This window comes from Streptomyces sp. NPDC043853 (assembly GCF_056436025.1).
Genome location: NZ_JBWKDJ010000001.1, coordinates 486,613 through 511,707, shown reverse-complemented (window position 1 = coordinate 511,707; position 25,095 = coordinate 486,613). Strand labels below are relative to the sequence as shown.

Here is a 25,095-nt window from a genome sequence, read left to right as displayed (position 1 = left end):
ACCGGCAGGGCCGGCAGGGCCCCGGCCAACGCGCCCGCGGCGCGCCGCAGCGATGCCCGCAGGACGGCGGTGCGGATGCGGGCCCTCAGGCGCGGTCCGTGCCGAGCACGTCCGCGAGGTCGTACCGGACGACCTCCTCCAACTGGGCGTACGTACAGCCCTCCGGGGTGCGGTCCGGGCGCCAGCGGCGGAACTGCGCGGTGTGCCGGAACCGGTCGCCCTCCATGTGGTCGTACGCGACCTCGACGACCCGCTCGGGACGCACCGGCACCCAGGACAGGTCCTTCTTACCGGTCCAGCGGCTCTGCGCACCGGGCAGCCGGGCGCTCTCGTGCGCGGCCTCCTCGGCCCAGGCGGCCCAAGGGTGACCGGACGCGTCCGCCAGCCGGAGGGGTTCGAGCTCCTCGACGAGTTCGGCCCGGCGCTTCATGGGGAAGGCGGCGCAGACGCCGACGTGCTGGAGCGCGCCGTGCGCGTCGTAGAGGCCCAGGAGCAGCGATCCGACAATCGGACCGCTCTTGTGGAAACGGTAGCCCGCGACGACGACGTCGGCCGTACGTTCGTGCTTGACCTTGAACATGAGGCGGGCATCGGGCCGGTAGGGGAGATCGAGCGGTTTCGCGATCACCCCGTCCAGCCCGGCGCCCTCGAACCGCTCGAACCACTCCTGCGCGAGGGCGGGGTCGGTGGTGGCGGGCGCGAGGTACACGGGGGGACGGGCCATGTGCATGGTTTCCACGAGGGCGGCACGGCGGTCGGCCAGCGGGAGGTCGAGCAGCGCCTCGTCGCCGAGCGCGAGCAGATCGAAGACCACGAAAGAGGCGGGCGTGGTCTCCGACAGCATCTTCACGCGGGAGGCGGCGGGGTGGATCCGCTCGGTCAGCCGGTCGAAGTCGAGCCGCCCGTCGTGCACGATGACGATCTCCCCGTCCACGACGCAGCGGGCGGGCAGGTTCTCCTTGACCGCGCTCACGAGCTCCGGGAAGTACCGGGTCAGGGACTTGCCCGTACGGCTCCCCAGCTCCACCTCGTCGCCGTCGCGGTGGACGATCGACCGGAAGCCGTCCCACTTGGCCTCGTACTGCATGCCGGGCGGGATCTTCGCCACGGACTTGGCGAGCATCGGCTTCACGGGCGGCATCACCGGCAGATCCATGCCCCCGATTCTGCGCCGTTCCGCCCGCACCCGCCCGGTGTACGGGGCGGAGCGCCCGGTGTGCGAGCCGGGGCGGGCCCGCCTACCGTGGCGCACATGGGTGCTGCCGGCAATGCCATCGAGCTCGACGCGGGAGGGCGGCCGGTGCGGCTGTCCAACCCGGACAAGGTGTACTTCCCGGAGCGCGGGTTCACCAAGCTCGACGTGGCCCGGTACTACCTGTCCGTGGCCGATGGCATCACCCGCGCCCTGCGCGACCGTCCGACCACCCTGGAGCGCTACCCGGACGGGGTGGAGGGCGAGTCCTTCTTCCAGAAGCGCGCCCCCAAGAACCTGCCGGACTGGATCCCGACCGCCCACATCGCCTTCCCCAGCGGCCGCACCGCCGACGAGATCTGCCCCACCGAGCCGGCCGCCGTCCTGTGGGCCGCCAACCTGGGCTGCCTCACCTTCCATCCGTGGCCCGTACGCCGGGAGGACACCGACCGTCCCGACGAACTGCGCATCGACCTGGACCCGCAGCCCGGCACCGACTTCCACGACGCGGTGGCCGCCGCCCACGAGCTGCGCGACCTGCTGGACGGGCTGGGCCTGCGCGGCTGGCCGAAGACCTCCGGCGGACGCGGGCTGCACGTGTTCGTGCCGATCGAACCGCGCTGGACCTTCACCGAGGTCCGGCGCTGCGCCATCGCCATCGGCCGGGAGCTGGAGCGGCGGATGCCGGGCCGCGTCACCACGGCCTGGTGGAAGGAGGAGCGCGGCGAACGGATCTTCGTCGACTACAACCAGACGGCCCGTGACCGCACGATCGCCTCCGCCTACTCGGTCCGGCCGCGCCCGCACGCCCCGGTCTCGGCCCCGCTGCGCTGGGACGAGATCGACTCGGTCGAACCCCGCGACTTCGACATCGTCACCATGCCGGCCCGCTACGCCGAACTGGGCGACCTGCACGCGGACATGGACGAGCACGCCTTCACCCTGGACCGGGCGCTGGAGCTTTCCGAACGCCACGAACAGGACCACGGCCTGGGCGACATGCCGTACCCGCCGGACTACCCGAAGATGCCCGGCGAGCCCAAACGGGTGCAGCCGAGCCGCGCGAAACGCGACTCGAAGGACTGACCGAGTGACGGGCTGACGGGCTGACGGGCCGGCCGGCCCGGGCGAAACGGCGTCGGCCTGAGCACTGCTCCAGAATGGCTGCTCCCAAAAATGAACGAACGGTCGTGCTAATATCTCGGCATCCTGCCACTATGAGGAGATCCGGAGAGCCGGACATGCGTACCGTCGCTGCAGTCCTGAGCACCACCCTGAACCTCACCTCCCGCCTTCCCCCCGCCCTCGCCGGGCGCATCGCCTTCCGGGCCTTCGTCCGGCCGCTGGGCCGGTCCCGCGTGCGGCCGCAGGAAGAGCCGGTCATGGCGCGGGCCGTCACCGGGAAGATCACCGTGAACGGCGTGGACGTCACCACCTACCGGTGGGGCGACGGACCCCGGCCCGTGCTCGTGGTGCACGGCTGGTCCTCGCGCGCCTCCCGGTTCGCCGCGGCCGTCGAGGCGCTGCGCGCACAGGGCCACACCGTCGTGTCCTTCGACGCGCCCGGTCACGGAGCCTCCGCGGGCGACGCCACCACCGTCTTCGACCTGCGCGCCGTCATCCGCCGACTGCACGCCGAACACGGCGACTTCTCCGCCGTCGTCGCCCACTCCATAGGCGTGCTCGCCACCTTCTTCTCCCTACGCGACGGCGTTCGCGCCGACCGTGTCGCAGCCATCGGCGGTGTGGCGCAGTTCGACTACCTGCTCGACCGGTTCTGCGCCGGCCTCGCCCTGAACGGCCGAGTCCGGGAAGCCCTGCGCCACCACGTGCAGCACCGGCTGGTCCCCGGCGAGGCGGACATCTGGGAACGCCTGGACGCCCGTTGGCGCCCGGAGGGCATGCCGGCACCGGTCCTGCTCGTGCACGACACCGAGGACGACACCGTCTCCGCCGACCAGTCCCGCGCCATCGCCGCCGCCTTCGGCCCGCGCGCCCGCCTCGTCCTGACCACCGGCCTCGGACACCGCCGGATCCTGGGCGACGCCGAAGTCATCGCCCAGGTGGTGGAGTTCGTGGGGGCGCGGTCCGCGACGAAGGCGGTGACGGCAGCGGGAGCGCACGCGCCAACCGGGGCGCATGCCGAAACCGGGGCGGTGACCCGATGAGCACGCCGACGCGCAGCGGAATCGCCGACGAATCGCGCGAGCTGTCCTCGGCGGCGGCCGCCGTCCACAGCCGGGCCGCCACGGGGGTGCGGCCCGGCGCGATCCTCGCGGTGGCCTCCGCCGTCACCTTCCTCGCCTTCCTCGACGCCACCGTCGTCAACGTCGCCTTCGCCGACCTGCGGGCCGCCTTCCCCCAGGTCACCCTGCCCCGCCTGACCTGGGTCGTCAGCGCCTACGCCGTCCTCTTCGCGGCGCTCCTCGCCGCGGCCGGACGGCTCGCCGACACCCTCGGCCGGCGCACCCTCTTCCTCGGCTCGACGGCCGCGTTCACCGCCACCTCGCTCGCCGCGGCGCTGGCCCCCGACGCCGACCTGCTGATCATCGCCCGAGCCCTCCAGGGCGTGGCCGCCGCCGGCATGATCCCCGCCGCGCTGGGCCTCGTACTCGCCCACACCCCACCCGCCCGCCGGGCCGCCGCACTCGGCACCTGGGGTGCCGCCGGCGGACTTGCGGCAGCCATCGGCCCCAGCGCCGGCGGACTGCTCGTCGAGCTCCAGGGCTGGCGGGCGATCTTCCTGATCAACCTCCCCCTCGGCCTCGCCATCTGCCTGGCCGCCGCCCGGACCGTGCCGCGCGAGACCGGGCCGTCCCAACGGCTGCCCGACCCCGTCGGCACGCTCGCCCTCGTCCTCGGCATCGGCGGGCTGGTCACCGGATTCACCCAGGGCGAGGAATGGGGCTGGACCGACCCTGCCGTGCTCGGACTCCTCGGCGGCGGCGCCCTGTGCACCGCCCTCGCCCTGGCCCGCTCCCGCAGCCACCCCGCCCCGGCCATCGACCGCGACCTGTGGCGGGACCGGGCCTTCGCCCGCGCCAACCTCACCGCCCTGCTGTTCGGCGCGGCGATGTACGCCTGGCTGCTCACCGGCCCCTCGTACCTCATCGCCCGCTGGGACTACTCCGCCCTGCAGGCCGGGCTCGGGGTCACCCCCGGCGCCGTGCTGGCCACGGCGGGGGCCCTGTTCGCGGGCCGCCGGGTACCGGCCAGGCTGCAGTGGGCGGCCGTGACCACCGGCGCGCTGCTGTTCGCCGCCAACGCCCTGCTCCTGTGGGGCTGGGCCGGCGAATCCACCACGTACGCCCAGGTCTTCCTGCCCGCCGGGCTGCTCGGCGGCCTCGGTATCGGCATCGCGCTGACCGCCCTCTCCACCGCAGCCTCCGTACGCCTGCCGCCGCAGCGCTTCGCCGCCGGTACCGGACTGCTGATGACGGCCCGCCAGCTCGGCGGGGCACTGGGCATCGCCGCCATGGCCGCCCTGCTCACCGGGGGCAGGGGCGACCACTGGGAGCCGGTCTTCCTGATGACCGCCGCTGCAGCGCTGGCCGCCGCCGCGGCCGCCCTCACGATGCGGCCGGAGCGTGCCGGGCGGGCGGCGTAGACGGCAGTTCCTCCGGGTCGGCCGCGACCGAGCGGAGCCGGGCGAGGATCCCCCGCTCGGCCCGCTCGTACGCCGAACCCTCCCCGAACAGCACGGAGTGCGCGTTCCCCAGCTCCATCAGCGCGATGATCTCGAAGGCGAGCTGCGGAACCTCCTCCGCGCCCAGCCCCTCCCGGAAGCCGCCCATCGTGCGGGCCTCGTCCAGCAGCCGCTCGATGTAGCGGGTCCAGTCCGTCCGTGCCTTGGCGATCTCGTCGCGTACGGGGCCGGGCCGCGCGTCGTACTCGGCGGACACCCCGTAGAAGAAACAGCCGCCGGGGAAGATCCGGTGCCGGGAGTAATCCAGCCACAGCTCGCACAGCCGCCACGCCTTGGGCAGCCCGGCAGGCTCCTCGCGGACGGGCCGCACCACCTGGTCGACGAACACCTCCACGGCGGCGCGCACGGTCGCGAGCTGGAGGTCCTCCTTCGAACCGAACAGGGCGAACACACCGCTCTTGCTGAGCCCGAGATCAGCGGCGATCCTGCCGAGCGAGAGTCCCTCCAGGCCGTCCACGGAGGCGATGCTCATGGTCCGCTCCAGCACGGTCCGCCGGGTCTGGTTACCGCGCTCCACACGTCCGTCTGCCATACGGTCATCCTACCGAACGCACGGTCGTTCACCTTGTTGCGCAGGAGCTTCGCCTCCGCTGTCAGTCCCAGGTGCCATGCTCGTAGAGGGGGCGGAACGACTCGGGAAGGAGCGGACCATGCTGACCACGGACTACCGGGACGGCGCACCCAACTGGGTCGACGTGGCAGCGCCGGACATCTCCCGCGCGGCCGGGTTCTACCGGGACCTCTTCGGCTGGGAGTACCACCCGGGCGGCGAAGCGATCGCCGGCTACGGCACCTTCCGGCTGGGCGGAAAGAGGGTCGCCGGCGGCATGACCCTGCCCGAGGAGCAGACCGAGGCATCCTGGACGGTCTACTTCCAGACCCCGGACGCGGACGCGACGGCCGCCGCGGCGAGAGGTGCGGGCGGCGCGGTCCTGCTGGAGCCGATGGACGTCACCGACCACGGCAGGGCGGCGGTCCTCGCCGACCCGGCGGGCGTCGCCTTCGGCATCTGGCAGCCCGGCCGCACAAAGGGCCTGGACGCGGTGCTGGAAGCGGGCAGCCTGTCCTGGACGGAGCTGTACACGCCGGACGTGCCCGCCGCGGCCGCCTTCTACCGGGCGGTGCTGGGCTGGCAGATCGTCGAGGCGGAGCTGGAAAGCGGCACGTACACACTCGCCAGACCGGCAGGCTCCGCGCCGACGGCCGACACGGGCTTCGCCGGCCTCGTCCCCGTCGCCGCCGACCCGGTGGAGGACACCGGACACCCTTACTGGACCCCGTACTTCGAGGTCGCCGACTGCGACGCGACGGCGGCACGAGCGGAGGAACTGGGCGGCAAGGTCCGGCTCACCCCGCTGGACATGGAGGGAGCGGGACGCTTCGCGAAACTGGCGGACCCCGACGGGGCACGGTTCGCGGTGATAGCGAGCGCAGGCCCGGCGGGCCCGTGATGAACGGTTGTCGAAACGGTTGTTGATCAGACGTTGATGAGACGTACATCCGGGGCGGCGAGCATCTCCCCATGCCGATGAACACGACCGCTGCGGAGGCAGCGCCAAGCACTGCCTGGTACGAACTCGCCCTGTGCGCCCAGACCGGCGCGGACTTCTTCTTCCCGGAGCCGGGCACCTCCCTCCGGGACGCGAAGCGACTGTGCGGGGCGTGCGAGGTGAGAGCCGGCTGCCTGGAGTACGCCCTGGCGAACGACGAGCGCTTCGGCGTGTGGGGCGGCCTCTCGGAACGAGAGCGTTCCGCGCTCCGCCCCCGCTGATTCCGCCTCCCGGCTAAGTCTGCGTCCCCTTCCCACTCCGCCTCCGCACGAGCCCGACGCGCACCGCGACCGCATCGGGCTCGTCGCCGTGCCCCTCCCTGACCCAGTGCCCCTCGGGCATCCTGTGCGGCACGACCCGCACGGGGTAGTGGCCCCCGACGGGGGATACGACTCCGCCGTATCGGGGGTCGCCTGCAAACCAGACACGGTCTGGGTGGTTGTTTTCCTTGCGGGCAAGGTCCAGGGGGTAGGGGAAGAGGCGGAACTGAGGTGTGTAGGACACGTCGAAGTAGATGCGGATCAGTGTTGCATCTGTGCTCGAGTCCGCTCCGGAGCTGTACTCGCAGGGGTGGTCCTGCCACGGATATGTGCGGAGCACAGCCAGGACGCGCAGGCGACGCTTATAGAGCAGAGCCATGAGCAGCAGTATTGGCACGTTCAGCAGGACCGTGGCGATGAACGCCAGGTATTGGCTCACCGCTGAGGAATGGATCACCGGCACCATGAGCGTGATGAACGTGGACAGGCTGAATGCTGCGAGCCACATCGCCCGTCGACGTACGAGGTTCCGATACCCGCGGCGGGTGGGCGGATGCATCCATGCGGCCTTCGTGACGGAGATGGTCACATCAGTTCCTGGATGCGTGAAGCCGGAGCTGTTTGTCGGGGGATCGGGTCAATGAAGGAGATGGTGTGAGCAATGCCTTCAAGGATTGCGGTGTACTCAGCTGCATGTTGCGTCGAGGCGCTGGTCAGGTCAGCAATGACCAGCTGACCAGAATCTGCGTGTGCGAGGGCGACCCGAGCTTGGAACAGCGGTACGTCAATACCAGGCAGGGACAGCATGCCCGCGACGAGCCCGCAGGGTACGGCCGATGGCACGCTGAGCAACTTCTGCTCTGAGGATCGCAATCGAGGGGATCTCGCCATGGCCAGAAGTGCCTTCGCCACGGTGATCTGTGGGTTGTGCTGCCCCGTGGGGCGAAGGCTTAGAGAGAACACCGAGGCCGCCACGCCCGTTGATTGTTCCGGATGCAGGCCGATCGATGTGTGAAGCAGACTCTGGTCTGACAGCCGCTCCAGCAGGTCCATGAGGTTGTCCAGATCACGTCGTGCTGCGGCGGCCTGCTGTCCGTCCGTCAGGAGTCCGATGATGTGGTCGATGCGGTCGAGGTCGTCGAGACACACGTCGTGGAAGCCCGGCGGTAGGCGGAACCACAAGGGCGACACGGGGTGATGGGTCATGGCCTCACCAGAGACCACAAGTGGGAGGTCCGAGCCATAGCCGTCGGGGCGTCATCCACTACGCCGCGGACACCGTCTGCCGTCGTCGCCGAGACCTCGTGTGCCTCGGATTTGTCTGGCACATAGTCAAGAGTGGCAGTGGCGGCCCCTGCCGTCGGCATGGAGACACGAACTGCCTTCTGAACATTGGGATGGGCGCTGCGCAAACCCCACGTGAACAGCGGGTTTTCGACGCGTTCCAATGACTGGGCAGACGACCACGCCGTGCGGGCTGCTGTCCCGGCCGCGGACCGAATGTGAGCCGCCGTGGCGGCCTCGGCCCCCGCTGCGCTAGCCCTGACGGCTGTGGTGCCAGCCTTTGCGCCGGTAGCCAGGACGCCCAGGGCGGGAACCGAGCCCAAGCTATCTCCCAGCAAGGTCACGCCGCTTTTCCAGAAGTCGGCGTCGAACTCACCCTTCGTGAAGCCATCCGTCAATGGCTTGCGGAACTTGGGATCGGACATGTGCATCGTCAGGGCGGCCAGACTGAGCGCACTCGCACCGATCATGATCGCTGCACCGGCCGGCGGGCAGACGGCTGCCGCCACCAGCCCGATTGCGCCCAGCACGGCGGCGGAGTTGGAAAGCGCATCGGCCGGATCGTCGACGATCTCGCGCCAGATCTTCTGCAGGGCGCCCGGTTCCTTCGGGGCCAGGCGGTCCGTGGCCGAATCCAGTGCTTTCGCCACGCGGCGGGCGTCCGCCGCGTGCTGGGCGCGGAGCTCCGCGCCGAGCCGCCGTGCGTCCGCGAGCTGCTCCGGCGTGGTCGCCGCGGCGGCCATCGACTCGTAGCGGGACGCCAGGGCCTGGTGGGCGACCAGGGAGTCGTGCCAGGCGGTGAGCCGGCGCCCCGCCTCGGCCAGGGACTCGTGCGCCGAGCGCAGGTAGCGGGGGAGGTCGTCGGACAGGACCTCGCGGAAGGCCGTCGCGGCCTCGCCCTCCCACCCGCCGCTGCGTGACACCAGCGCATCGACCACACGGGCCGCCTCGCCCAGAGACGAGGCCGACGTACGCAGCTTCGCCGCGAGGGCCAGGACCGCCGGAGGGGAGCCCGGGGCGGGGTCGAAGCCGAGCGTTCCGCCCGCGCTCCCGGCACCCGCGCTAGCCACGCCGGGCCTCCCCGCCGGCGGCGTTCGCGCGTACGAAGGCGTCGCGGATCGCCGTGTCCAGCGCCCGGTACTCCGCCGCGCTGCCCTTCACGCCCTCCCGGACCGCCTTCACCCGTTGCGAGAGCTGCTTCGCGCCGTACGCCCACCGCTTCTGGAACCGGTCGCACGCCGCGTCCAGCTCGGCGGTGCCCAGCTGGTCCTCCCGGACGTGGTCCAGGGCCCGGCGGGCGTCCCGCAGCGCGGTCAGGGAGGTGTCCAGGGACTGGGTGAAACGGGTCAGCTGGTCGTAGTCCGCCCGGAGAGTGGTCATGGCGGTGAAGCCTGGCAGAGCCGCGGGCGGACGCGGGAATCCCCGTCACCCCCAGGGGGGACGGGGATTCGGCCAGGTCAGGGCCCGGCGGGAGCGCGGTACGCGGTGGGCGTCAGCCCTTGCGGGCCTCCAGGCGGGCACGCCGCGCCGCCAGCCGCTCGTCGAACTTCGTCGCTTCCGTGTCCAGGCCGTTCATGAACAGCCCGAGCTCGTCCTGGGCCTGCTGGCCCTCCGGACCGAGGTCGGGGATCTCCATGACCTTGAGGAAGCGGAGCACCGGCGCCAGCACGTCGTCGTGGTGGATGCGCAGGTTGTAGACGCCGCCGATGGCCATCTGCGCGGCCATCCGCTCGAAGCCCGGCATGCCGTGTCCGGGCATCCGGAAGTTGACCACCACGTCCCGGACGGCCTGCATGGTCAGGTCCGGCGCGATCTCGAACGCCGCACCCAGCAGGTTCCGGTAGAAGATCATGTGCAGGTTCTCGTCGGCCGCGATGCGCGCCAGCATCCGGTCGCAGACCGGGTCGCCGGACTGGTGGCCGGTGTTCCGGTGCGAGATGCGGGTGGCGAGCTCCTGGAAGGCCACGTACGCCACCGAGTGCAGCATGGAGTGCCGGTTGTCGGACTCGAAGCCCTCCGACATGTGCTGCATCCGGAACGCTTCCAGCTTGTCCGGGTCCACGGCGCGCGAGGCCAGCAGGTAGTCGCGCATCACGATGCCGTGGCGGCCCTCCTCGGCGGTCCAGCGGTGCACCCAGGTGCCCCAGGCGCCGTCACGGCCGAAGAGCGTGGCGATCTCGTGGTGGTAGCTGGGCAGGTTGTCCTCGGTGAGGAGGTTCACCACCAGGGCGATCTTGCCGATCTCGGTGACCTTGGACTGGCTCGGGTCCCAGGCCTCGCCGTCCTCGAAGAAGCCGGGGAAGTTACGGCCGTCGCTCCACGGCACGTACTCGTGGGGCATCCAGTCCTTGGTGATCTTCAGATGGCGGTTGAGCTCCTGCTCCACCACCTCTTCCAGCGCGTACAGCAGCTTCGCGTCGGTCCACGCCTCCGAGCTGCCGAGGTGGGGAGAGGTGATCGTCACGGGTGCTCCTGGGGACAAGCGAATTACCTACGGTTCCGTAGCCTACGAACCCGTAGGTTAAGCATGGCGTCAAGGGCGGCCAAGTCCGGCCCACCGCTATGTCCCTTTACGTTTAGTTATGTATGCAGGTGGAAGGGCGTTTGGGCGGGCAAAATGAGACGCGCGAGGCCGGTCCACCGGTCGCCCCGTCCGGTCACCCGTTGGTAGCCGTACGTCGCCGCCCCGGGGCGGGCCGCGCGGTCGCCGCGCGATCGCTCCGCGCTCACGGCAGCAGGTGGTCCGCCTCACCCGCCTTCACCGCGGAGATCAGCGCGCGGAGTGCCTCGATCGAGTCGGTGACGTACGCGGCGGAGTCCGTCGTCCCGATGTACGCGTCGCCCTCGGCGTGCCGGCCGAAGCGGAAGCAGTTGGCTGGAGCAGCACGATGACGGGCACTCTCCGTGGCCTGCCGGTGATCCAGGACCACGCGGGCCCTGCCGACCACGCGGACCTTGCCGGCGACGTGGATCGCGCCGATCGCGCCGATCGCGCCGACGACTCGGACCGCGCCGATCACGCGGACCGTGCAGACCGCGAGTCACGGCGGATCCCGCCGGATGCCGAGAAGCTGAGCTACTCCATAGGCCCCCGGCGGCGCACACTGTGCGGGTGTCGCCCGGTCCGCCGTACGCTCGCTGCTCATCCGGCACGGCCTGTCCCACCTGTGCGACCCGGCGGCCCTCGCCGCCTCCGAGCTCGTCGCGTGCGCCCACTGGTTCACGCCGGAGAGGGAGATGCTGCTCAAGGTCCGCTGGCGCTTCGACGCACTGCGGATCGTCCTCTATGACCAGCACCCCGCGCACTCCTCGCCCGTGCGGAGCGAGGAGTGCCGGCGTCAGCGCAGCCGCGCGATGTGGCTGCCGGCCGCGGCCGTGGAGGCGAACGGGGGCGACTGGGGGCTGACTCCGGTCCTCACCCCCACGGGCGGGACCAAGTCCTGGGCGTTACTCCCCGGTCGGACGTGACACCGTCCTTGAGACGACCCCGATGAGGAGGAGCGGTCAGTCCTCCCACAGCGACGCCCGTACGTCCTCCGCAGTCGTCGGACGGAGCTCACCGTCGAGCATCAGCCACCGAGTGATCCCGATCGACTCCAGGAACGGCACGTCATGGCTGGCCACCACGAGCGCCCCCTCGTAGGACTCCAGCGCTTCCGTCAACTGCCTCACACTCGCCAGATCCAGATTGTTCGTCGGCTCGTCCAGCATCAGCAGCTGGGGTGCGGGCTCGGCCAGCAGCAGTGCCGCCAGCGTCGCCCGGAACCGCTCACCACCCGAGAGCGTGGCCGCCGGCCGGTCCGCCCGCGCTCCCCGGAACAGGAAGTGCGCCAGGCGCGCCCGGATCCGGTTGTTGGTGGCCTCGGGCGCGAACCGCGCGACGTTCTCCACCACGGACAGCCCGTCGTCCAGCAGGTCGAGCCGCTGCGGCAGGAACCGTGCCGGAACGTGCGTGACCGCCTCGCCCGACACCGGTTCCAGCAGCCCGGCGATCGTCCGGAGCAGCGTGGTCTTGCCCGACCCGTTCCGCCCCACCAGGGCGATCCGCTCCGGACCGCGGAGGTCCAACTCGCCCCGGACGGCCCGTACGCCGCCTCCGTGCGCGAGTTCCAGCTCGCTCAGGGTCAGCACCTGCCGCCCCGTCGGCACCGCCGTCGCCGGCAGCTCGATCCGGATGGCGTCGTCGTCCCGTACCGCCTCGACCGCCTGGTCCAGCCGCTCCCGCGCCTCGGCCAGCCGTTCGGTGTGCATGGTGCGCTGCTTGCCGGCCGTCTCCTGCGAGGACCGCTTGAGCGCGCCCGCCACGATGGGGGGCATCCGCTTGTTCTCGAACTGCTGCCGGCCGTAGCGCTGCCGGCGGGCCGACTTCACCTGTGCGTCGGCCAGTTCGCGCCGCTGCCGCTGTACGTCGGCCTCGGCGACCCGGACCATCCGCTCGGCCGCCGCCTGCTCGGCCGCGACCAGTTCCTCGTAGGCCGTGAAGTTTCCGCCGTACCAGCGGACTTCGCCCTCGCGGAGTTCGGCGATCTGGTCGACGCGTTCCAGCAGCTCACGGTCGTGGCTGACCACGACCATCACGCCGGACCAGGAGTCCACGGCCTCGTAGAGCCGCCGCCGGGCCCGCAGGTCCAGGTTGTTGGTCGGCTCGTCGAGCAGGAGGACATCGGGCCGCGCGAGCAGCAGCGCGGCCATGCGGAGCAGTACGGATTCGCCGCCGGAAAGGTCCCCGACACCGCGGTCCAGGCCGATCCGGCCCAGACCGAGCCGGTCGAGTACGGCCGTGGCCCGCTCTTCGACGTCCCAGTCGTCGCCGACCGCGGCGAAGTTCACCTCGGTGGCCTCGCCCGCCTCGATGGCGTGCAGGGCGGCCCGGACACCGGCGATGCCGAGCACCTCGTCCACCCGGAGGGTGCCGGTGGCGTCGAGGGCGATGCCCTGGGGGAGGTAGCCGACCGTGCCGGCGACGGCGGTCCGGCCGTCCGCCGGGCGGAGTTCACCGGCGATGAGCTTCAGGAGGGTGGATTTGCCGCACCCGTTGAGCCCGATCAGCCCGGTGCGGCCTGGGCCGACCGTGAGGTCGAGGCCGTCGAAGACGGAGGTCCCGTCGGGCCAGTCGAAGGAGAGGGAGGAGCAGGTGACGAAGGTGGTCTGGGCGTGACTCATGGAGGTCTCCAGGTTGCGTGAAGGGTGAACTGCAACGTGGGGGAGACACCGGTGAGGAAGTGGGTGTCTCGAACCTCAGAAGAGCAACGTCCTACTCCTGTCGAAGGCGATGGGGCGCCTACGAAATTACGGGCGGCTCGTGGCCGCCCGCAAACGATTAACGGGAGTGGGTGGGTGCCGGGCCGGGCCCGGGCCGCGGGAACCGGGTGTCAGCAGCAGCCGGGCATCAGCAGGAGCCGCGCATCAGCTCGGCCAGACTGTGGTCCATGTCCAGGTAGAGGTGCTCCAGGCCCGGCGGGACCACCGTGCACGAGCGGTCGAGGAAACTGCGCAGCTCGGCGCTGTCCATGAGCACGATCGCGACGCCCTCGGCGGCGTGGAACTCCACCACCGTCCGGCCCGCGACGTACGGCCGCACCCGTACGTCGCCGTGGCCCGCCGCGCGGTCCAGTCCAGCGGTCAGCAGGTCCCGCGCGAAGGTCCAGGACACTTCGACCCCCTCCAGCGTCGCCGGAGCGGGGAAGGCCATGTGCAGGGCGAACGGGTCCGACCGGTCGTAGCGGAGAGTGACGGGAACGGTCTCGACCTTCGGCGCGGTGGCGACCAGTCGGGCCTCCACGGCCTGCTCGATGACAGTGATCATGGCTCGCTCCCTTGCAGCGGATCGGCTCCGGGCACGTGGGGTGAGGCCCGGCATCCGGTTAGACGCTGGATCCGTCGGATCCGTGCATGCGAAGGGTGCGTGACCTGCGTCACCGAATGGCCGGATGTTGCCCGTGTGATCGCACAGAGTGATCGGCGGGCGGCTGGGTTCGGGGCCGGCGGCGGAGCGCGGGTCGGAGTCGGGCCGTCCACAACGACCGATTCGCGATCACTCCACAGGCCCAAAGCGGCGCCCGCGCGGTTCGCGCAGGCACCCTGGACGGCGATCTCGGGGGTGCGTTAGCTTCCGGCGCCATGAGACTTCTCGGAGTTGGGGTTGGCATGTGCGCGGCAATGCTGACGGTGGGACTGCTGACCGTGCCCGCGGCGGGGGCGGACGGAGGAGCACCGGGAGCGGATCGCGGATCCGCGCGGGCACTGACGGACGCCTTGGCGGCCTGGAGCGGAGGTGCGAGCGGGACCGGGGACGGGACCGGGAGCGGGCACGTCGGATGGGCGATGAAGGAGAGCGGGACGGACGCCCGCTTCCGCGGACTGGCGGCGGTGAGCCGCTCCACGGCGTGGGTGTCGGGGACGAAGGGCACGGTGCTGCGCACCGTGGACGGTGGGCGCAGCTGGCAGAACGTGTCACCGCCGGGAGCGCAGGACCTGCAGTTGCGCGACATCGAGGCGTTCGACGCGCGCCGTGCCGTCGCGCTGTCCATCGGTGAGGGCGAGGCCTCGCGGATCTTCCGCACGGAGGACGGCGGCGCGACCTGGGCGGAGACCTTCCGTAACCCCGACCCGCGCGCCTTCTACGATTGCCTGACGTTTTTCGACGCCCGGCACGGTCTGGCGATGAGCGATCCGGTGGACGGCAAGTTCCGCATCCTCTCGACGCGTGACGGCGGACGCAGCTGGCGCGTCCTCCCGAACGAGGGCATGCCGGCCGCCCTGCCGGGCGAGGCGGGCTTCGCGGCGAGCGGGCAGTGCCTGGTGAGCTCGGGAGCACGGGACGTGTGGCTGGCCACGGGCGGCGGCGCGACGGCGCGTGTCATGCACTCCCGTGACCGTGGGCTGACGTGGACGGTGACGGACGCGCCGGTACCGGGCGGTGACCCGGCGAAGGGGGTGTTCGGGCTGGCGTTCCGCGGAGGGCGGGGGCTGGCGGTCGGCGGTGACTACCGTACGGGCGAACCGTCGCCACAGGCTGCGGCGACGACGGCGGACAGGGGCCGCACCTGGCGGCCGTCGACGGTACCGCCGGCCGCCTACCGCTCCGGGGTGACCTGGCTCCCGTTCCTGCCGTCGGCCGCACTGACGGTGGGCCCGACGGGCACGGACGTCACCCTGGACGCCGGAAAGACCTGGCGCCCGCTGGATGCGGGTTCGTTCGACACGGTGGCCTGCACGGAGGCGGCCTGCTGGGCGGCGGGAGAGAAGGGAAGGGTGGGAAGGCTGGAGGCCCGCTGAGGTGACGGCGGGCCGCCGGCGGAGGTGGGTCGGGGGCGGGCAGGCTTCGCGTGGACGGGACGAGTGGGTGGGCGGGGCCGGGGGCCTGACGTCGCACCGGCGTGAGGGGCCTGACGTCGCGCCGGCGCGAGTGGCCTGGGGGCGGGGGGCGGCGCATACCGACCCCCGCCCCGCCGGTCAGCCGATACGGCCCGTCGTGGAGGCGAAGCCGAGCCAGGTGTGGCGGTTGCCCCACCAGCACCAGCCGACCTTCGGGGCGTTGTCCCGGTCGCGGCCGTCGCGTCCCGTGCCGTTGCTGATCCAGATCGCCGGGGTGCGGGCGTCCAGGGTGCCGTTCGGCTTGCGCAGGCGGGAGCCGATGGTCATGAAGCAGCGGTTCCGCTCCAGGGCCGCGGGCTGCTGGAGCACCCAGTGGATGCCTTCGGTGAGCACCAGCGGGGTGCGGTCCTCCGCGGTGAGCGCGGGCAGTGCCTCCTCCGGACTCCAGTTGGCCATGCGGTCGCCGCGGTCGAGGCCGGTGACGACGTAGAGAGGGGCGTCGGGCAACTCGACGGCGTACGGGGTGAAGTCGTCGACGTCGGACATGTCGGTGACGACGAAGCCCGGCTTGCCGTCGTGGCGGAGCAGGGGCGCGAGGGCGGAGGCGGGGGCGCGGTCCGGATGGACGGCGAGCAGGGAGCCGCCTTCCTCGCCCTCGGCCTTCCCGGCGAACGTGCGCAGGTCATCGGCGGGAATCCCGGCGAGCTCGTGCACGCCGAGTTCGATCAGTCGTTCGGCCTGGGTGCTGAGGGGCGGGAGAGGGGCGATCGTGGTGGTGGACGACGTGTCGGGCAAGGCGCTCCTCGGTTCGCGGTGCGGAATGCTGGACGCGGAGGGGAGGAACGACCCGGCCCGGTGGAATATTCCCGGACCACCGCCGCTGCTCGGATTGCGTCCGGTTGGCTCACGGTGGCGGGTTCCTGTCCGTCATGAGGAGTTCGGAGCGGATGAGTTCGAGGAGGTGGCCGAGGCGGTCCTGCCAGTAGGAGGGGGCGGGACGGCCGTAGACGAGGGGGGCCTCACCGGTGGAGAGGAGGGCCGCCGTGAGGTCGGGCTGTCGGGTGATCCTGCTGCGGAGGAGGTCGGTGACCACCGAGAGCCGGGTGCCGGGGGAGTGCTCCTGGGCTGCGGCCAGCAGGTCCGAGACGTCGAGGCCGGGGAGGGAAACGGTGTGTGGCGCGGAGGGCGTGGGGGGGAGGTCCTCCGCGCGGATGAAGTAGTCGAGGGTCTGCTGGTGCATGAAGGCGGTGACCACCGGGCCGTCGCCGTCCACGGGCTGCCCTATGTCCGTGGTGAGGATGCGGAGGGGCCGGTCCTGCCGGTCCAGGTCACCGAGTACGTGGATCCGAAGGTGTGGTGGCACCTTCAGGTAGGCCTCGCGCAGTGCGAGGCGGTGGGGTTCGGTCGGATCGTCGCGGTAGCGGCGGATCGCGTCCCAGCAGCGGTGCGTGCTGGTCGGGCGGTTGTTGAGCGCCTCGATGCGGTCCGTGACCTCCTGGACGAATCCTTCCGGCGTGAGCGGTGCGGCACGCCGGGAACGCCATCGCGAAGGCTCGGGCGGCAGGTTGCGGTGCGCCGGGTCGGTGGGGGAGATCCGGCCGGAGGAGAGGAGGCGCGCCAGTCCGGCCAGGTCGGTGAGACCGTCACAGCGGATGGTGCCGTCCGCGAAGGCGAACAGATCCTCCACCTGGTAGGCGCTGCCCCATCCGCGACGCCATACGTGACACCACTCGCCGTCGACTCTCTCTCCGTCGACCAGCCGATATGTAGGTCCCCGCCACCTCATGGGTGCACGTTATCCCCGGTGTGGCGATGGGGCTGCCGACGCGGTGCGAAATCCCGCCACGGCAGGCGGGAGGGGGTCGCCGGCGGCGGCTGAACCGTCGTGGGTTGCCGTTACCGTCGTGGGACCCCGTCGCGCGGGGAAGGGAGCGCCGACTCAAGCACCCAGAGTCTCCTTGACCGTCGACAGGTCCGACGAAGTCCTCGTCGCGATGAATTCCATGATGCGGTAGGTGCAGACGTCCGCCACCACGAAGGGGTCATCCGCTGCGATCTTCTCGATCTCGGCGCGCGAGACGCCGCCCGCCAGGATGATGCCGCCGTCCCTCGGCACCTTGCGGCCCGAGGCGAGGAAGACCCCCGCCGCGTAGTGGCTGTTGAGCCATGCAATGTGGGCGTCCATCTCCTCCTCGACCGATTCGATGGGGGCCGTGTAGGTCAACTCCATTACGAACATGATCGCCAGGCTACTCTCGTCGCATCATGACGAGCGTGAAGACTCCCGCCGACGAGGCCGAGGCCCGGGCGATACAAGACGAATTGCGTAGTCGGGTGATATTCGGCGAGGACGGGCCGGTCCCCGGGCGGGGGCTCGTCGCCGGTGTGGACGTCGCCTACGACGACGAGCGGGACCTGGTCGCGGCCGCCGCCGTGGTCCTCGACGCCGGCACCCTCGACGTCGTCGAGGAGGCCACGGCCGTCGGGCACGTCAGCTTCCCCTACGTCCCCGGCCTGCTCGCCTTCCGCGAGCTGCCCACCGTCCTCGCCGCGCTCGACGCGCTGACCGCCGTCCCCGACCTCGTCGTCTGCGACGGTTACGGTCTCGCCCACCCGCGCCGGTTCGGGCTGGCCTGCCACCTCGGGGTGGTGACCGGGCTGCCCACCATGGGTGTGGCGAAGAACCCGTTCACCTTCACCTACGAGGAGCCGGACGAGCGGCGCGGCAGCACTTCCCCCCTGCTCGCCTCCGACGGCGCCGAAGTGGGCCGGGCCGTGCGCACCCAGGACGGCATCAAGCCGGTCTACGTGTCCGTCGGACACCGCGTCTCGCTCGACAACGCGTGTGCGCACGTCCTCGCGCTCAGCCCCCGCTACCGGATCCCCGAGACCACCCGGCTGTCCGACTCCCTCTGCCGGAAGGCGCTGCGGGAGGCCGGCTGAGCGTCCCGCAACCGGAGCCCGAGGCCCCGGCCACTCGGCTTCTCCCGGCCCGGCCCGGCCCGTCCGTCCCGACGTTCCCGTCCGTCCAGTCAGTCCCGCGCCTTCGGTACGTCCTGCGCCTCCCGCACGTCCCGTACGTCCGCCACCCGGAACCTGATCCCCGCCCGCTGGAGCCGCTCCAGCAGCGCGTCGCCCATCGCGACCGCCGTGGTCAGCTGGCCGGCGGCGGCGGGCAGGTCGTCGTACGCGAGGCAGAGCGCCGATTCGGCCAGCATCTTCGCGGTCTCCCCGTAGCCGGGGTCGCCGCCCGAGACCTCCGTGAACACGCGACGGCCGCCGCCCTCGCCGACGAACCGGACGCGGAACCAACTGCGTGCCCGGCGCTCCGCGTCCGGGCCCTGGCCCGGTTCCCAGCGGTTCATCAGCCAGCGGCGGGCCGGCGGCACCTGGGCCAGTGCCGCGAGCGCCCCGACCGCGGCCACGCCGCCCAGCGCCACCGGCAGATGGGCCACCGAGGCGTAGTGCCGGTACCGGAAGTCGGGCCCGTAGCGCTCCAGGGCGGCGGCCGACCGGGAGACGATCCGCGGGTCCAGGGTGGGCAGCGGCAGGGCCCAGGTGCCGGTCTCCCGGCTGAACCGCGGGGCGCCGACGGGTCCCCGGGCCCGGCGGCCCAGCAGCCGGGGCTCGTGCAGCCGCCGCTCCCGGGCCGCGGCCAGGGTCTGCGGGCCGCGGCCGAGCGCGGTGAGCGCGGAGGCGAGGGTGCCGCCCGAGAACAGGCCGCCGGCGATCATGAAGCCGTCGACGGTCAGCGGGACGCCCTCGGGCAGCTGACGAACGGTGAAGTACGCGCCCAGATCGGCCGGGATGGAGTCGAAGCCGCATGCGTGCACGATCCGGGCCCCGGTCTCGCGGGCCCGCGCGTCGTGGTCGACGTACGTCCGGTCGACGAACTCCGGCTCGCCGGTGAGGTCCAGGTAGTCGGTGCCGGCCTCGGCGCAGGCCGCGACGAGCTCGGTGCCGTACCAGACGTACGGGCCCACGGTGGTGGCCAGCAACCGGGTGGCGGAGGCCAGTTCCCGTACGGATTCCCGGTCCGTCGCGTCCGCGCGCAGCAGCGGCAGTTTCGCGCAGTCGGGGTTGAGCTCGGCGAGCCGTTCGCGGAGCCGTTCCAGTTTCCGCGTGTCGCGGCCGGCGATCGCCCACCGGCAGTCGGCCGGCGCGTGCTCCGCGAGGTATTCGGCGGTCAGCGCGCCCACGAACCCGGTCGCCCCGAAGAGTACGACGTCGTAAGCGCGTTGTGGCGCGTCCGGCCTGTTCATCCCCGCTCCTCCCAGCTGGTGTCGGTGGCTGAGGTTAGCGTGAGCCCCGGCTGTCCGTGCGAGCAGGTGTGACCTGCGGTAAGTGGAGGCGTTGATGAAGGCCGCGGTGCGCAAGTGGGAGAAGGTCCGGGAGTTCGCGCTCGGGCTGCCCGAGGCGGTGGAGGAGTATCCCTGGGGCCCGGAGGACTGTGTGGTGAAGGTCAACAAGAAGATCTTCGTCTTCCTGGGGAACACGGACGGGCCGGAGCCGCCGGGCCTGTCGGTGAAGCTGAAGGACGAGGCGCTGCACGGGCATGCGATGACCGCTCCCGGGGCCCAGCCCACCGGCTACGGGCTGGGCAGGGCCGGGTGGGTGACCGTGCCGCTGGGGGAGAGGGGAGCCCCCGGCGCCGAGGTGCTGTGCGAGTGGGTGGAGGAGAGCTACCGGACAGTGGCCCTCAAGCGCCACGTCAAGGAACTGGACGAACGCGCCGCCGGCGGACCCGGAGGCCGGGCGGCGGGTTAGGGCCTGTCCGTACGGCGCCTATCGGGTCGTGATCAATGAGCAGCGCACCTTCCGGGACGGGGTGTCAGACGATGGCGAGCCGGTCCACCAGCAGTTCCACCCTCGACTCGGTGTACTCCGGCGGTAGCCGTCCCGACCGGGTCAGGGTCGCCACCCCGTGCAGGGAGGCCCAGAACGTCTCGGTGAACAGCCCCGGGTCGACGCCGTCCCCGGCGACCTCGCCGAGGCTCTCCAGCAGCGCGGCGAAGGCGTCCTTGAGGGGTTCCGGGGTGTCCTCCTGCGCGTACGCCAGACCACCGTCGAGCTGGAAGATGGCGTCGTAGACCGCCGGGTTGCGTTCGGCGAAGTCGAGGTAGGCGCGCGCGAGGGCGGCGACCCGCTCGCGCGGGCCGCCCGCGGCGGCGGTTGCGGCCCGCACCGCCGCGGCCAGCTCGGTGGCTCCCTGGAGGGCGACGGCGCCGATGATCTCGCGCTTGCCGCGGAAGTGGCTGTAGAGGACGGGCTGGCTGTATTCGATGCGCTCGGCGAGCCGGCGGGTGGTGACCGCGTCCCAGCCCTGCTGCTCGGCGAGTTCACGGGCCGTCGCCACGATGAGGCGCTCGCGCTCCGCCCGTTCCCGCTGCTTGCGTTCCTGTACCGACATGAGCCGATCCTAGCACCGCTAGACAAGTGAGCGGCGGCAGCGCTAGCGTTGCCTCATCATCTAGCGACGCTAGATCTCAGGAGGGGTCGTCATGCTCAACGCACTTCAGGTCATCACCACCGTGGTCGTCGGCGTGATGGTGGGGGTGGAGTTCTCCGTCGCCTTCGTCATGAACCGGATCCTCGACGCACTCCCGGAGGACAGCAGCCAACTCGGCCACGCCCACGGGGGCCGGATGCTCGGCGCCGTGATGCCGGTCTGGTACATCGGCTCGCTCGCCCTCGTCGGCATCTGGGCTGTCGCCGGGTGGCCCCACCCTGGCGCCGGCCTCGTCGTCACCGCCGGCGCGCTTCTGGTCCTCAGCGTGGTCATGTCCGTCCTGCTGCTCGTTCCGATCAACAACCGGAACAAGACGTGGACCCCTGACAACCGGCCCGCCGACTGGAAGCAGCAGCTGAACCGCTGGGAGCGCCTCCACTACGTCCGCGTCGCCGTCATCATCGCCGCCTTCGTCCTGCTGGTCGCCGCCCTCACCTGAGCCCGCGGGCCGACACGGCGACGGTGGCGCACCATCCCCACTCTCCCGGCGGCGAGGTGGTGGGCTCAGTAGGTCTTGAGCTCGATCGCGTTCGCCGCGCGCTGGATCGGCTCCAGCACCTTCGCCATCATGCGGTCCTTGCCGGGCATGAGCTGGAGCAGGCGCAGCATCAGCATCGAGATCCGGACCTGGGCGCGGCCCGCCATGACCATGCGCTTGACGTTGGCCGGGCCGAGCTTCTGGTTGGCCTCGGCGAACGGCCGCAGGGCGCGCTCGTACGCGGCGAGCCCGTCGGTGCCGCCGCCCGGGGTGCCCTCCGCGGCGGCCAGTTCGCCGGCCAGGACGTACGCGCCGACCATCGCGAGGCTGGTGCCCTGCCCGGAGGCGGGGGAGGCGCAGTAGGCGGCGTCGCCGACCAGGGCCACCCGGCCCGTGGACCAGGTGTCCATGTGCACCTGGCTGAGCGAGTCGAAGTAGAAGTCGGGAGCCTCCGGCATGGCCTCGAGGAAGCGCGGTACCTCCCAGCCCTCGCCGGCGTAGGCCTCGGCGAGCAGCCGCTGCTGCGCGGCGGGGCCGGGCCTGTCGCCCTCGCCGTGGCCGTTGCGGTCCTGCGGCCGGGAGGACCACAGGAACATCGCCTTGGCGCCGGTGTCCTGGGCGGTGGTGTAGGTGAGGGCGGTGCGGCCGGGGCCCACGTAGGTCAGTTCCTCGCGGTCGAGGCCGAGGTGGTTGGGGACGCTGAAGATCGAGACGTGGTAGCCGAGGTCGCGGACGTACCGCTGCTCGGGGCCGAAGGCCAGGGCGCGGGTGCGGGAGTGCAGGCCGTCCGCGCCGATGACGTAGGAGAAGGCCTCGGTGCGGCCGCTCTCGAAGGTCACCCGGACGCCGTCGGTCTGTTGCTCCAGGTGGGCGATGGAGTCGCCGAAGCGGTAGTCGACGGTGTCCGCGGTGAGGCCGTACAGGATGCGGGTGAGGTCGCCGCGCATGATCTCCGCGTCCCCGTGCACGCGCCCGCCGAAGCTGTCGGCGTCCATGCTCTTGACCCGGGTGCCGCCGGCGTCGACCACTGCGGCCTCGCGGACGTCGGTGCGGTTGCGGCGGATCTCGTCGAGGGCGCCCATCCGCTCGGCCACCTTCAGGGCCGCGCCGCGGATGTCGATCTTGTATCCGCCGGGGCGGACGGAGGCGGCCTTCTCGACCACGACGGGGGTGAAGCCGTGCTGCCGGAGCCAGTACGCGAGCGTGGTGCCGGCCACGCTCGCGCCGGAGATCAGGACCTTCTGGTTCCGGCTCGGGATCCGGCTCGGGCTCGCGCTCCGGGTCTGCTGCTGCATGTCTCCCCCTCGGTGAGGTCGGTTCCGGCCCCGCGGGCCCGTCCCGATGTCGTGACCTCACCGTACCCACGATCCATACAACTGTGCAAGACGTTTGTATAAGACAGTCGTTCAACTGTCTGCCGAAAAGAGGGTGCGACTCGCTCCAAGGGCTTGTGCTGAATGGAACGTGTTCCTAGCATCACCGGTGTTACATCAGTTGTGTCACATACGCGGTCACCTGGGGGCCCGATGGCAGTGACGGGAAACGACGCAGGGGAAGAGGCAGGGGACAGGGCAGGGGACGAGGCAGCGGGCGACACGTCCGCCGGCCCCGGGAGCCGCGCGCCCCGAGGTCCCCTCGCCGGAGTGCGCGTGGTGGAGCTCGCCGGCATCGGCCCCGGCCCGTTCGCCGCCATGCTCCTCGCCGACCTCGGCGCCGACGTCGTCCGCGTGGACCGCCCCGGCGGCGGCGGGCTCGCGGTCAACCCGGCCTACGACATCACCAACCGCAACAAGCGCTCCGTACTGCTCGACCTCAAGTCCCCCGAGGGTCCGGCCCGGGTGCTCGACCTGGTGGAGCGCGCCGACATCCTGATCGAGGGCTTCCGCCCCGGTGTCGCCGAGCGCCTCGGTGTCGGCCCGGCCGAGTGCCACGCCCGCAACCCCCGTCTGGTGTACGGCCGGATGACCGGCTGGGGCCAGGACGGACCGCTCGCCCACAGCGCCGGCCACGACATCGCGTACATCGCGGTCACCGGCGCGCTCGGCATGATCGGCAACCCGGGCGAGCCACCGGCCGTCCCCGCCAACCTGGTCGGCGACTACGCGGGCGGCTCGCTCTATCTCGTCGTCGGCGTCCTCGCGGCCCTCCAGCACGCCCGCACCCCCGGCGGCACCGGCCAGGTCGTCGACGCCGCCATCGTCGACGGCACCGCGCACCTCACCGCCATGATCCACGGCATGATGGCGGCCGGCGGCTGGCAGGACCGGCGCGGGGCCAACCTGCTCGACGGCGGCTGCCCCTTCTACGGCACCTACGAGACCTCCGACGGGCAGTACATGGCGGTCGGCGCGCTGGAGCAGCAGTTCTACGACACCTTCACCGAGCTGCTCGGCATCGCCGACCAGGCCCCGGCCCGCAAGGACCTGGCCCGCTGGGGCGAGCTGCGGGAAACCGTGGCCGCACGCTTCCGGACCCGTACGCGGGACGAGTGGACGGCGGTGTTCGAGGGGACGGACGCCTGCGTGGCCCCGGTGCTCTCGCTCCGCGAGGCCGCGGCCCACCCGCACCTCGCCGCCCGCGGCACCTTCACCGAGGCCGCGGGGATCGTGCAGCCCGCGCCGGCGCCGCGGTTCTCCGCCACCCCGGCCGTGGTCACCGGCGGCCCGGCGCTGCCCGGTGCCGACACCGAGGCCGTCGCGCGAGACTGGGACGTGCCGGCGCTGGCCGGGAACGGAGCCGAGGCCAAGCCCGGGAAGGACACCTGATGGAACTGTCCATGCTGCTCGACTACGCGGGCGACCCGCGCCGAGCCGCCGACGAGGCCGCGGCCCTGGAATCGGCCGGTCTGGACGCCGTCTGGGTGGCCGAGGCCTGGGGCTTCGACTCCCCGACGATCATGGGCTATCTCGCTGCCCGCACCGAACGGATGAAGATCGGCTCGGCGATCGTCAACGTGTACTCCCGCACGCCCGCGCTCATCGCGCAGACCGCCGCCGGACTCGACGCGCTCTCCGGCGGCCGCGCCCTGCTCGGCCTCGGCGCGTCCGGGCCGCAGGTGGTCGAGGGCTGGCACGGCAAGCCGTACGACCGCCCGCTCGGCCGCACCCGCGAGACCGTCGAGCTGTGCCGCCGGATCTGGCGCCGCGAGACCATCGACCACCACGGCATCACCGACATGCCGCTGCCGCCGGAGAAGGGCGGCCGGCACGGCAAGCCGCTGAAGATCCTCACCCGCCCCGTCCGGAGCGCCATCCCCGTCTACGTCGCCTCGCTCGGACCGGCCAACGTGGCGCTCACCGCCGAGATCGCCGACGGCTGGCTGCCCACCCTCTTCCTGCCCGAGAAGGCCCGGGAGGTCTGGGGCCCCGCCCTCGCCGAAGGCGCCGCCAAGCGCGACCCCGCCCTCGGGCCGCTGCAGACCGTGGCCGGCGGGCTGCTCGCCATCGGCGAGGACGCGGCCGCCGCCCGCGACCTGGCCCGCCCCCGGATCGCGCTGTACGTGGGCGGCATGGGCGCGGTCGGCAAGAACTTCTACAACGACCTCGCCGTCGCCTACGGCTACGGGGAGGAGGCCCGCAGGATCCAGGAGCTGTACCTGTCCGGGCGCAAGCGGGACGCGGCGGCGGCCGTCCCCGACGAGTTCTGCGAGCTGATGACGCTCTGCGGGCCGGAGGGGTACGTGCGCGAACGCATCGAGGCGTTCCGGGAGGCGGGGGTCACCATGCTCAACGTGACGCCCGTCGGGCCGGATCCGGCCCGGACCATCGAAACCGTCAAGAACTGGCTGTAGGGGGCAGGG

28 protein-coding genes are annotated in these 25,095 nt (G+C 71.8%); 12 read left to right on the top strand and 16 right to left on the bottom strand.

Features of this window, described 5'->3' with window-relative positions; translation table 11 throughout:
* Positions 1–85: 85 nt before the first annotated feature.
* The gene (locus tag AC067U_RS02190) at positions 86–1,156 is read right to left on the bottom strand and encodes an ATP-dependent DNA ligase (protein WP_478827681.1); all 1,071 of its coding nucleotides are present in this window, start codon (positions 1,154–1,156) and stop codon (positions 86–88) included.
* 96 nt (positions 1,157–1,252) lie between these two features.
* On the opposite strand from AC067U_RS02190, the gene ligD reads away from it, so the two are divergent.
* The 3 genes from ligD (at position 1,253) to AC067U_RS02175 (ending at position 4,799) form a co-directional block, all read left to right on the top strand.
* Positions 1,253–2,278 (top strand): non-homologous end-joining DNA ligase, encoded by a 1,026-nt coding sequence (gene ligD / locus AC067U_RS02185; RefSeq protein ID WP_478827680.1) that lies wholly within the window; start codon positions 1,253–1,255, stop codon positions 2,276–2,278.
* Between the two features lie 155 nt (positions 2,279–2,433).
* Positions 2,434–3,360, top strand: coding sequence for an alpha/beta hydrolase (locus AC067U_RS02180; protein WP_478827679.1), 927 nt, complete (start codon positions 2,434–2,436; stop codon positions 3,358–3,360).
* The gene (locus tag AC067U_RS02175; protein WP_478827678.1) at positions 3,357–4,799 is read left to right on the top strand and encodes a DHA2 family efflux MFS transporter permease subunit; all 1,443 of its coding nucleotides are present in this window, start codon (positions 3,357–3,359) and stop codon (positions 4,797–4,799) included. The genes AC067U_RS02180 and AC067U_RS02175 overlap by 4 nt, the downstream gene beginning before the upstream one ends.
* On the opposite strand, the gene AC067U_RS02170 is transcribed toward AC067U_RS02175, so the two are convergent.
* The gene (locus tag AC067U_RS02170; RefSeq protein WP_478827677.1) at positions 4,762–5,430 is read right to left on the bottom strand and encodes a TetR/AcrR family transcriptional regulator; all 669 of its coding nucleotides are present in this window, start codon (positions 5,428–5,430) and stop codon (positions 4,762–4,764) included. The two genes, AC067U_RS02175 and AC067U_RS02170, sit on opposite strands and share 38 nt — an antisense overlap.
* A gap of 118 nt (positions 5,431–5,548) precedes the next feature.
* On the opposite strand from AC067U_RS02170, the gene AC067U_RS02165 reads away from it, so the two are divergent.
* Entirely contained in the window at positions 5,549–6,349 is an 801-nt protein-coding gene (locus AC067U_RS02165) for a VOC family protein (protein WP_478827676.1), read from the top strand.
* 71 nt (positions 6,350–6,420) lie between these two features.
* Entirely contained in the window at positions 6,421–6,669 is a 249-nt protein-coding gene (locus tag AC067U_RS02160; protein WP_478827675.1) for a WhiB family transcriptional regulator, read from the top strand.
* Positions 6,670–6,682: 13 nt separating this feature from the next.
* On the opposite strand, the gene AC067U_RS02155 is transcribed toward AC067U_RS02160, so the two are convergent.
* The 6 genes from AC067U_RS02155 to AC067U_RS02130 form a co-directional block, all read right to left on the bottom strand.
* Entirely contained in the window at positions 6,683–7,297 is a 615-nt protein-coding gene (locus AC067U_RS02155) for a hypothetical protein (protein WP_478827674.1), read from the bottom strand.
* Positions 7,294–7,914 carry a hypothetical protein gene (locus tag AC067U_RS02150; RefSeq protein WP_478827673.1) on the bottom strand — a complete coding sequence of 207 codons (621 nt, stop codon included), beginning with the start codon at positions 7,912–7,914 and terminating at the stop codon, positions 7,294–7,296. The genes AC067U_RS02155 and AC067U_RS02150 overlap by 4 nt, the downstream gene beginning before the upstream one ends.
* Positions 7,911–8,930 carry a hypothetical protein gene (locus tag AC067U_RS02145; protein ID WP_478827672.1) on the bottom strand — a complete coding sequence of 340 codons (1,020 nt, stop codon included), beginning with the start codon at positions 8,928–8,930 and terminating at the stop codon, positions 7,911–7,913. Before AC067U_RS02145 ends, AC067U_RS02150 begins: the two co-directional genes overlap by 4 nt.
* Before the next feature lie 124 nt (positions 8,931–9,054).
* On the bottom strand, positions 9,055–9,372 hold the full coding sequence (locus AC067U_RS02140) for a hypothetical protein (RefSeq protein ID WP_478827671.1): 318 nt from the start codon (positions 9,370–9,372) through the stop codon (positions 9,055–9,057).
* Between the two features lie 112 nt (positions 9,373–9,484).
* Positions 9,485–10,456 carry an acyl-ACP desaturase gene (locus AC067U_RS02135; protein ID WP_478827670.1) on the bottom strand — a complete coding sequence of 324 codons (972 nt, stop codon included), beginning with the start codon at positions 10,454–10,456 and terminating at the stop codon, positions 9,485–9,487.
* A 262-nt stretch (positions 10,457–10,718) separates the two neighbouring features.
* Positions 10,719–11,012: a hypothetical protein gene (locus AC067U_RS02130; protein ID WP_478827669.1), complete on the bottom strand. Its 294-nt coding sequence runs from the start codon at positions 11,010–11,012 to the stop codon at positions 10,719–10,721.
* A gap of 217 nt (positions 11,013–11,229) precedes the next feature.
* Between AC067U_RS02130 and AC067U_RS02125 the strand changes: the two genes are divergently transcribed.
* Positions 11,230–11,460: a hypothetical protein gene (locus tag AC067U_RS02125; protein WP_478827668.1), complete on the top strand. Its 231-nt coding sequence runs from the start codon at positions 11,230–11,232 to the stop codon at positions 11,458–11,460.
* 36 nt (positions 11,461–11,496) lie between these two features.
* Here the strand turns inward: AC067U_RS02125 and AC067U_RS02120 are convergent, their stop codons facing one another.
* Both AC067U_RS02120 and ssgD read right to left on the bottom strand, forming a co-directional pair.
* A complete protein-coding gene (locus AC067U_RS02120; protein WP_478827667.1) occupies positions 11,497–13,155 on the bottom strand; it encodes an ABC-F family ATP-binding cassette domain-containing protein in 1,659 nt (552 codons plus the stop codon).
* A 226-nt stretch (positions 13,156–13,381) separates the two neighbouring features.
* A complete protein-coding gene (ssgD, locus tag AC067U_RS02115) occupies positions 13,382–13,798 on the bottom strand; it encodes a spore wall synthesis regulator SsgD (RefSeq protein ID WP_478827666.1) in 417 nt (138 codons plus the stop codon).
* Positions 13,799–14,139: 341 nt separating this feature from the next.
* On the opposite strand from ssgD, the gene AC067U_RS02110 reads away from it, so the two are divergent.
* Positions 14,140–15,270 carry a WD40/YVTN/BNR-like repeat-containing protein gene (locus AC067U_RS02110; RefSeq protein ID WP_478827665.1) on the top strand — a complete coding sequence of 377 codons (1,131 nt, stop codon included), beginning with the start codon at positions 14,140–14,142 and terminating at the stop codon, positions 15,268–15,270.
* Between the two features lie 177 nt (positions 15,271–15,447).
* On the opposite strand, the gene AC067U_RS02105 is transcribed toward AC067U_RS02110, so the two are convergent.
* The 3 genes from AC067U_RS02105 to AC067U_RS02095 all read right to left on the bottom strand — a co-directional run bounded on the left by AC067U_RS02105 (position 15,448) and on the right by AC067U_RS02095 (position 17,548).
* Entirely contained in the window at positions 15,448–16,104 is a 657-nt protein-coding gene (locus AC067U_RS02105) for a DUF5701 family protein (protein ID WP_478827664.1), read from the bottom strand.
* A 109-nt stretch (positions 16,105–16,213) separates the two neighbouring features.
* On the bottom strand, positions 16,214–17,095 hold the full coding sequence (locus AC067U_RS02100) for a DUF7639 domain-containing protein (protein ID WP_478827663.1): 882 nt from the start codon (positions 17,093–17,095) through the stop codon (positions 16,214–16,216).
* Positions 17,096–17,248: 153 nt separating this feature from the next.
* Positions 17,249–17,548 carry a YciI family protein gene (locus tag AC067U_RS02095; RefSeq protein WP_478827662.1) on the bottom strand — a complete coding sequence of 100 codons (300 nt, stop codon included), beginning with the start codon at positions 17,546–17,548 and terminating at the stop codon, positions 17,249–17,251.
* A 26-nt stretch (positions 17,549–17,574) separates the two neighbouring features.
* Between AC067U_RS02095 and AC067U_RS02090 the strand changes: the two genes are divergently transcribed.
* The gene (locus tag AC067U_RS02090; RefSeq protein ID WP_478827661.1) at positions 17,575–18,252 is read left to right on the top strand and encodes an endonuclease V; all 678 of its coding nucleotides are present in this window, start codon (positions 17,575–17,577) and stop codon (positions 18,250–18,252) included.
* A gap of 89 nt (positions 18,253–18,341) precedes the next feature.
* Here the strand turns inward: AC067U_RS02090 and AC067U_RS02085 are convergent, their stop codons facing one another.
* Positions 18,342–19,571, bottom strand: coding sequence for a saccharopine dehydrogenase family protein (locus AC067U_RS02085; protein ID WP_478827660.1), 1,230 nt, complete (start codon positions 19,569–19,571; stop codon positions 18,342–18,344).
* A 94-nt stretch (positions 19,572–19,665) separates the two neighbouring features.
* Between AC067U_RS02085 and AC067U_RS02080 the strand changes: the two genes are divergently transcribed.
* Entirely contained in the window at positions 19,666–20,076 is a 411-nt protein-coding gene (locus AC067U_RS02080; RefSeq protein WP_478827659.1) for an MmcQ/YjbR family DNA-binding protein, read from the top strand.
* A gap of 64 nt (positions 20,077–20,140) precedes the next feature.
* Here the strand turns inward: AC067U_RS02080 and AC067U_RS02075 are convergent, their stop codons facing one another.
* Positions 20,141–20,719, bottom strand: coding sequence for a TetR/AcrR family transcriptional regulator (locus AC067U_RS02075; RefSeq protein ID WP_478827658.1), 579 nt, complete (start codon positions 20,717–20,719; stop codon positions 20,141–20,143).
* 91 nt (positions 20,720–20,810) lie between these two features.
* On the opposite strand from AC067U_RS02075, the gene AC067U_RS02070 reads away from it, so the two are divergent.
* On the top strand, positions 20,811–21,257 hold the full coding sequence (locus AC067U_RS02070; RefSeq protein WP_478827657.1) for an anthrone oxygenase family protein: 447 nt from the start codon (positions 20,811–20,813) through the stop codon (positions 21,255–21,257).
* 65 nt (positions 21,258–21,322) lie between these two features.
* Here the strand turns inward: AC067U_RS02070 and AC067U_RS02065 are convergent, their stop codons facing one another.
* Positions 21,323–22,591 (bottom strand): FAD-dependent monooxygenase, encoded by a 1,269-nt coding sequence (locus AC067U_RS02065; RefSeq protein ID WP_478827656.1) that lies wholly within the window; start codon positions 22,589–22,591, stop codon positions 21,323–21,325.
* Between the two features lie 354 nt (positions 22,592–22,945).
* On the opposite strand from AC067U_RS02065, the gene AC067U_RS02060 reads away from it, so the two are divergent.
* Positions 22,946–24,061, top strand: coding sequence for a CaiB/BaiF CoA transferase family protein (locus tag AC067U_RS02060; RefSeq protein WP_478827655.1), 1,116 nt, complete (start codon positions 22,946–22,948; stop codon positions 24,059–24,061).
* Positions 24,061–25,086 carry an LLM class F420-dependent oxidoreductase gene (locus AC067U_RS02055; protein ID WP_478827654.1) on the top strand — a complete coding sequence of 342 codons (1,026 nt, stop codon included), beginning with the start codon at positions 24,061–24,063 and terminating at the stop codon, positions 25,084–25,086. Before AC067U_RS02060 ends, AC067U_RS02055 begins: the two co-directional genes overlap by 1 nt.
* Positions 25,087–25,095: the final 9 nt, after the last annotated feature.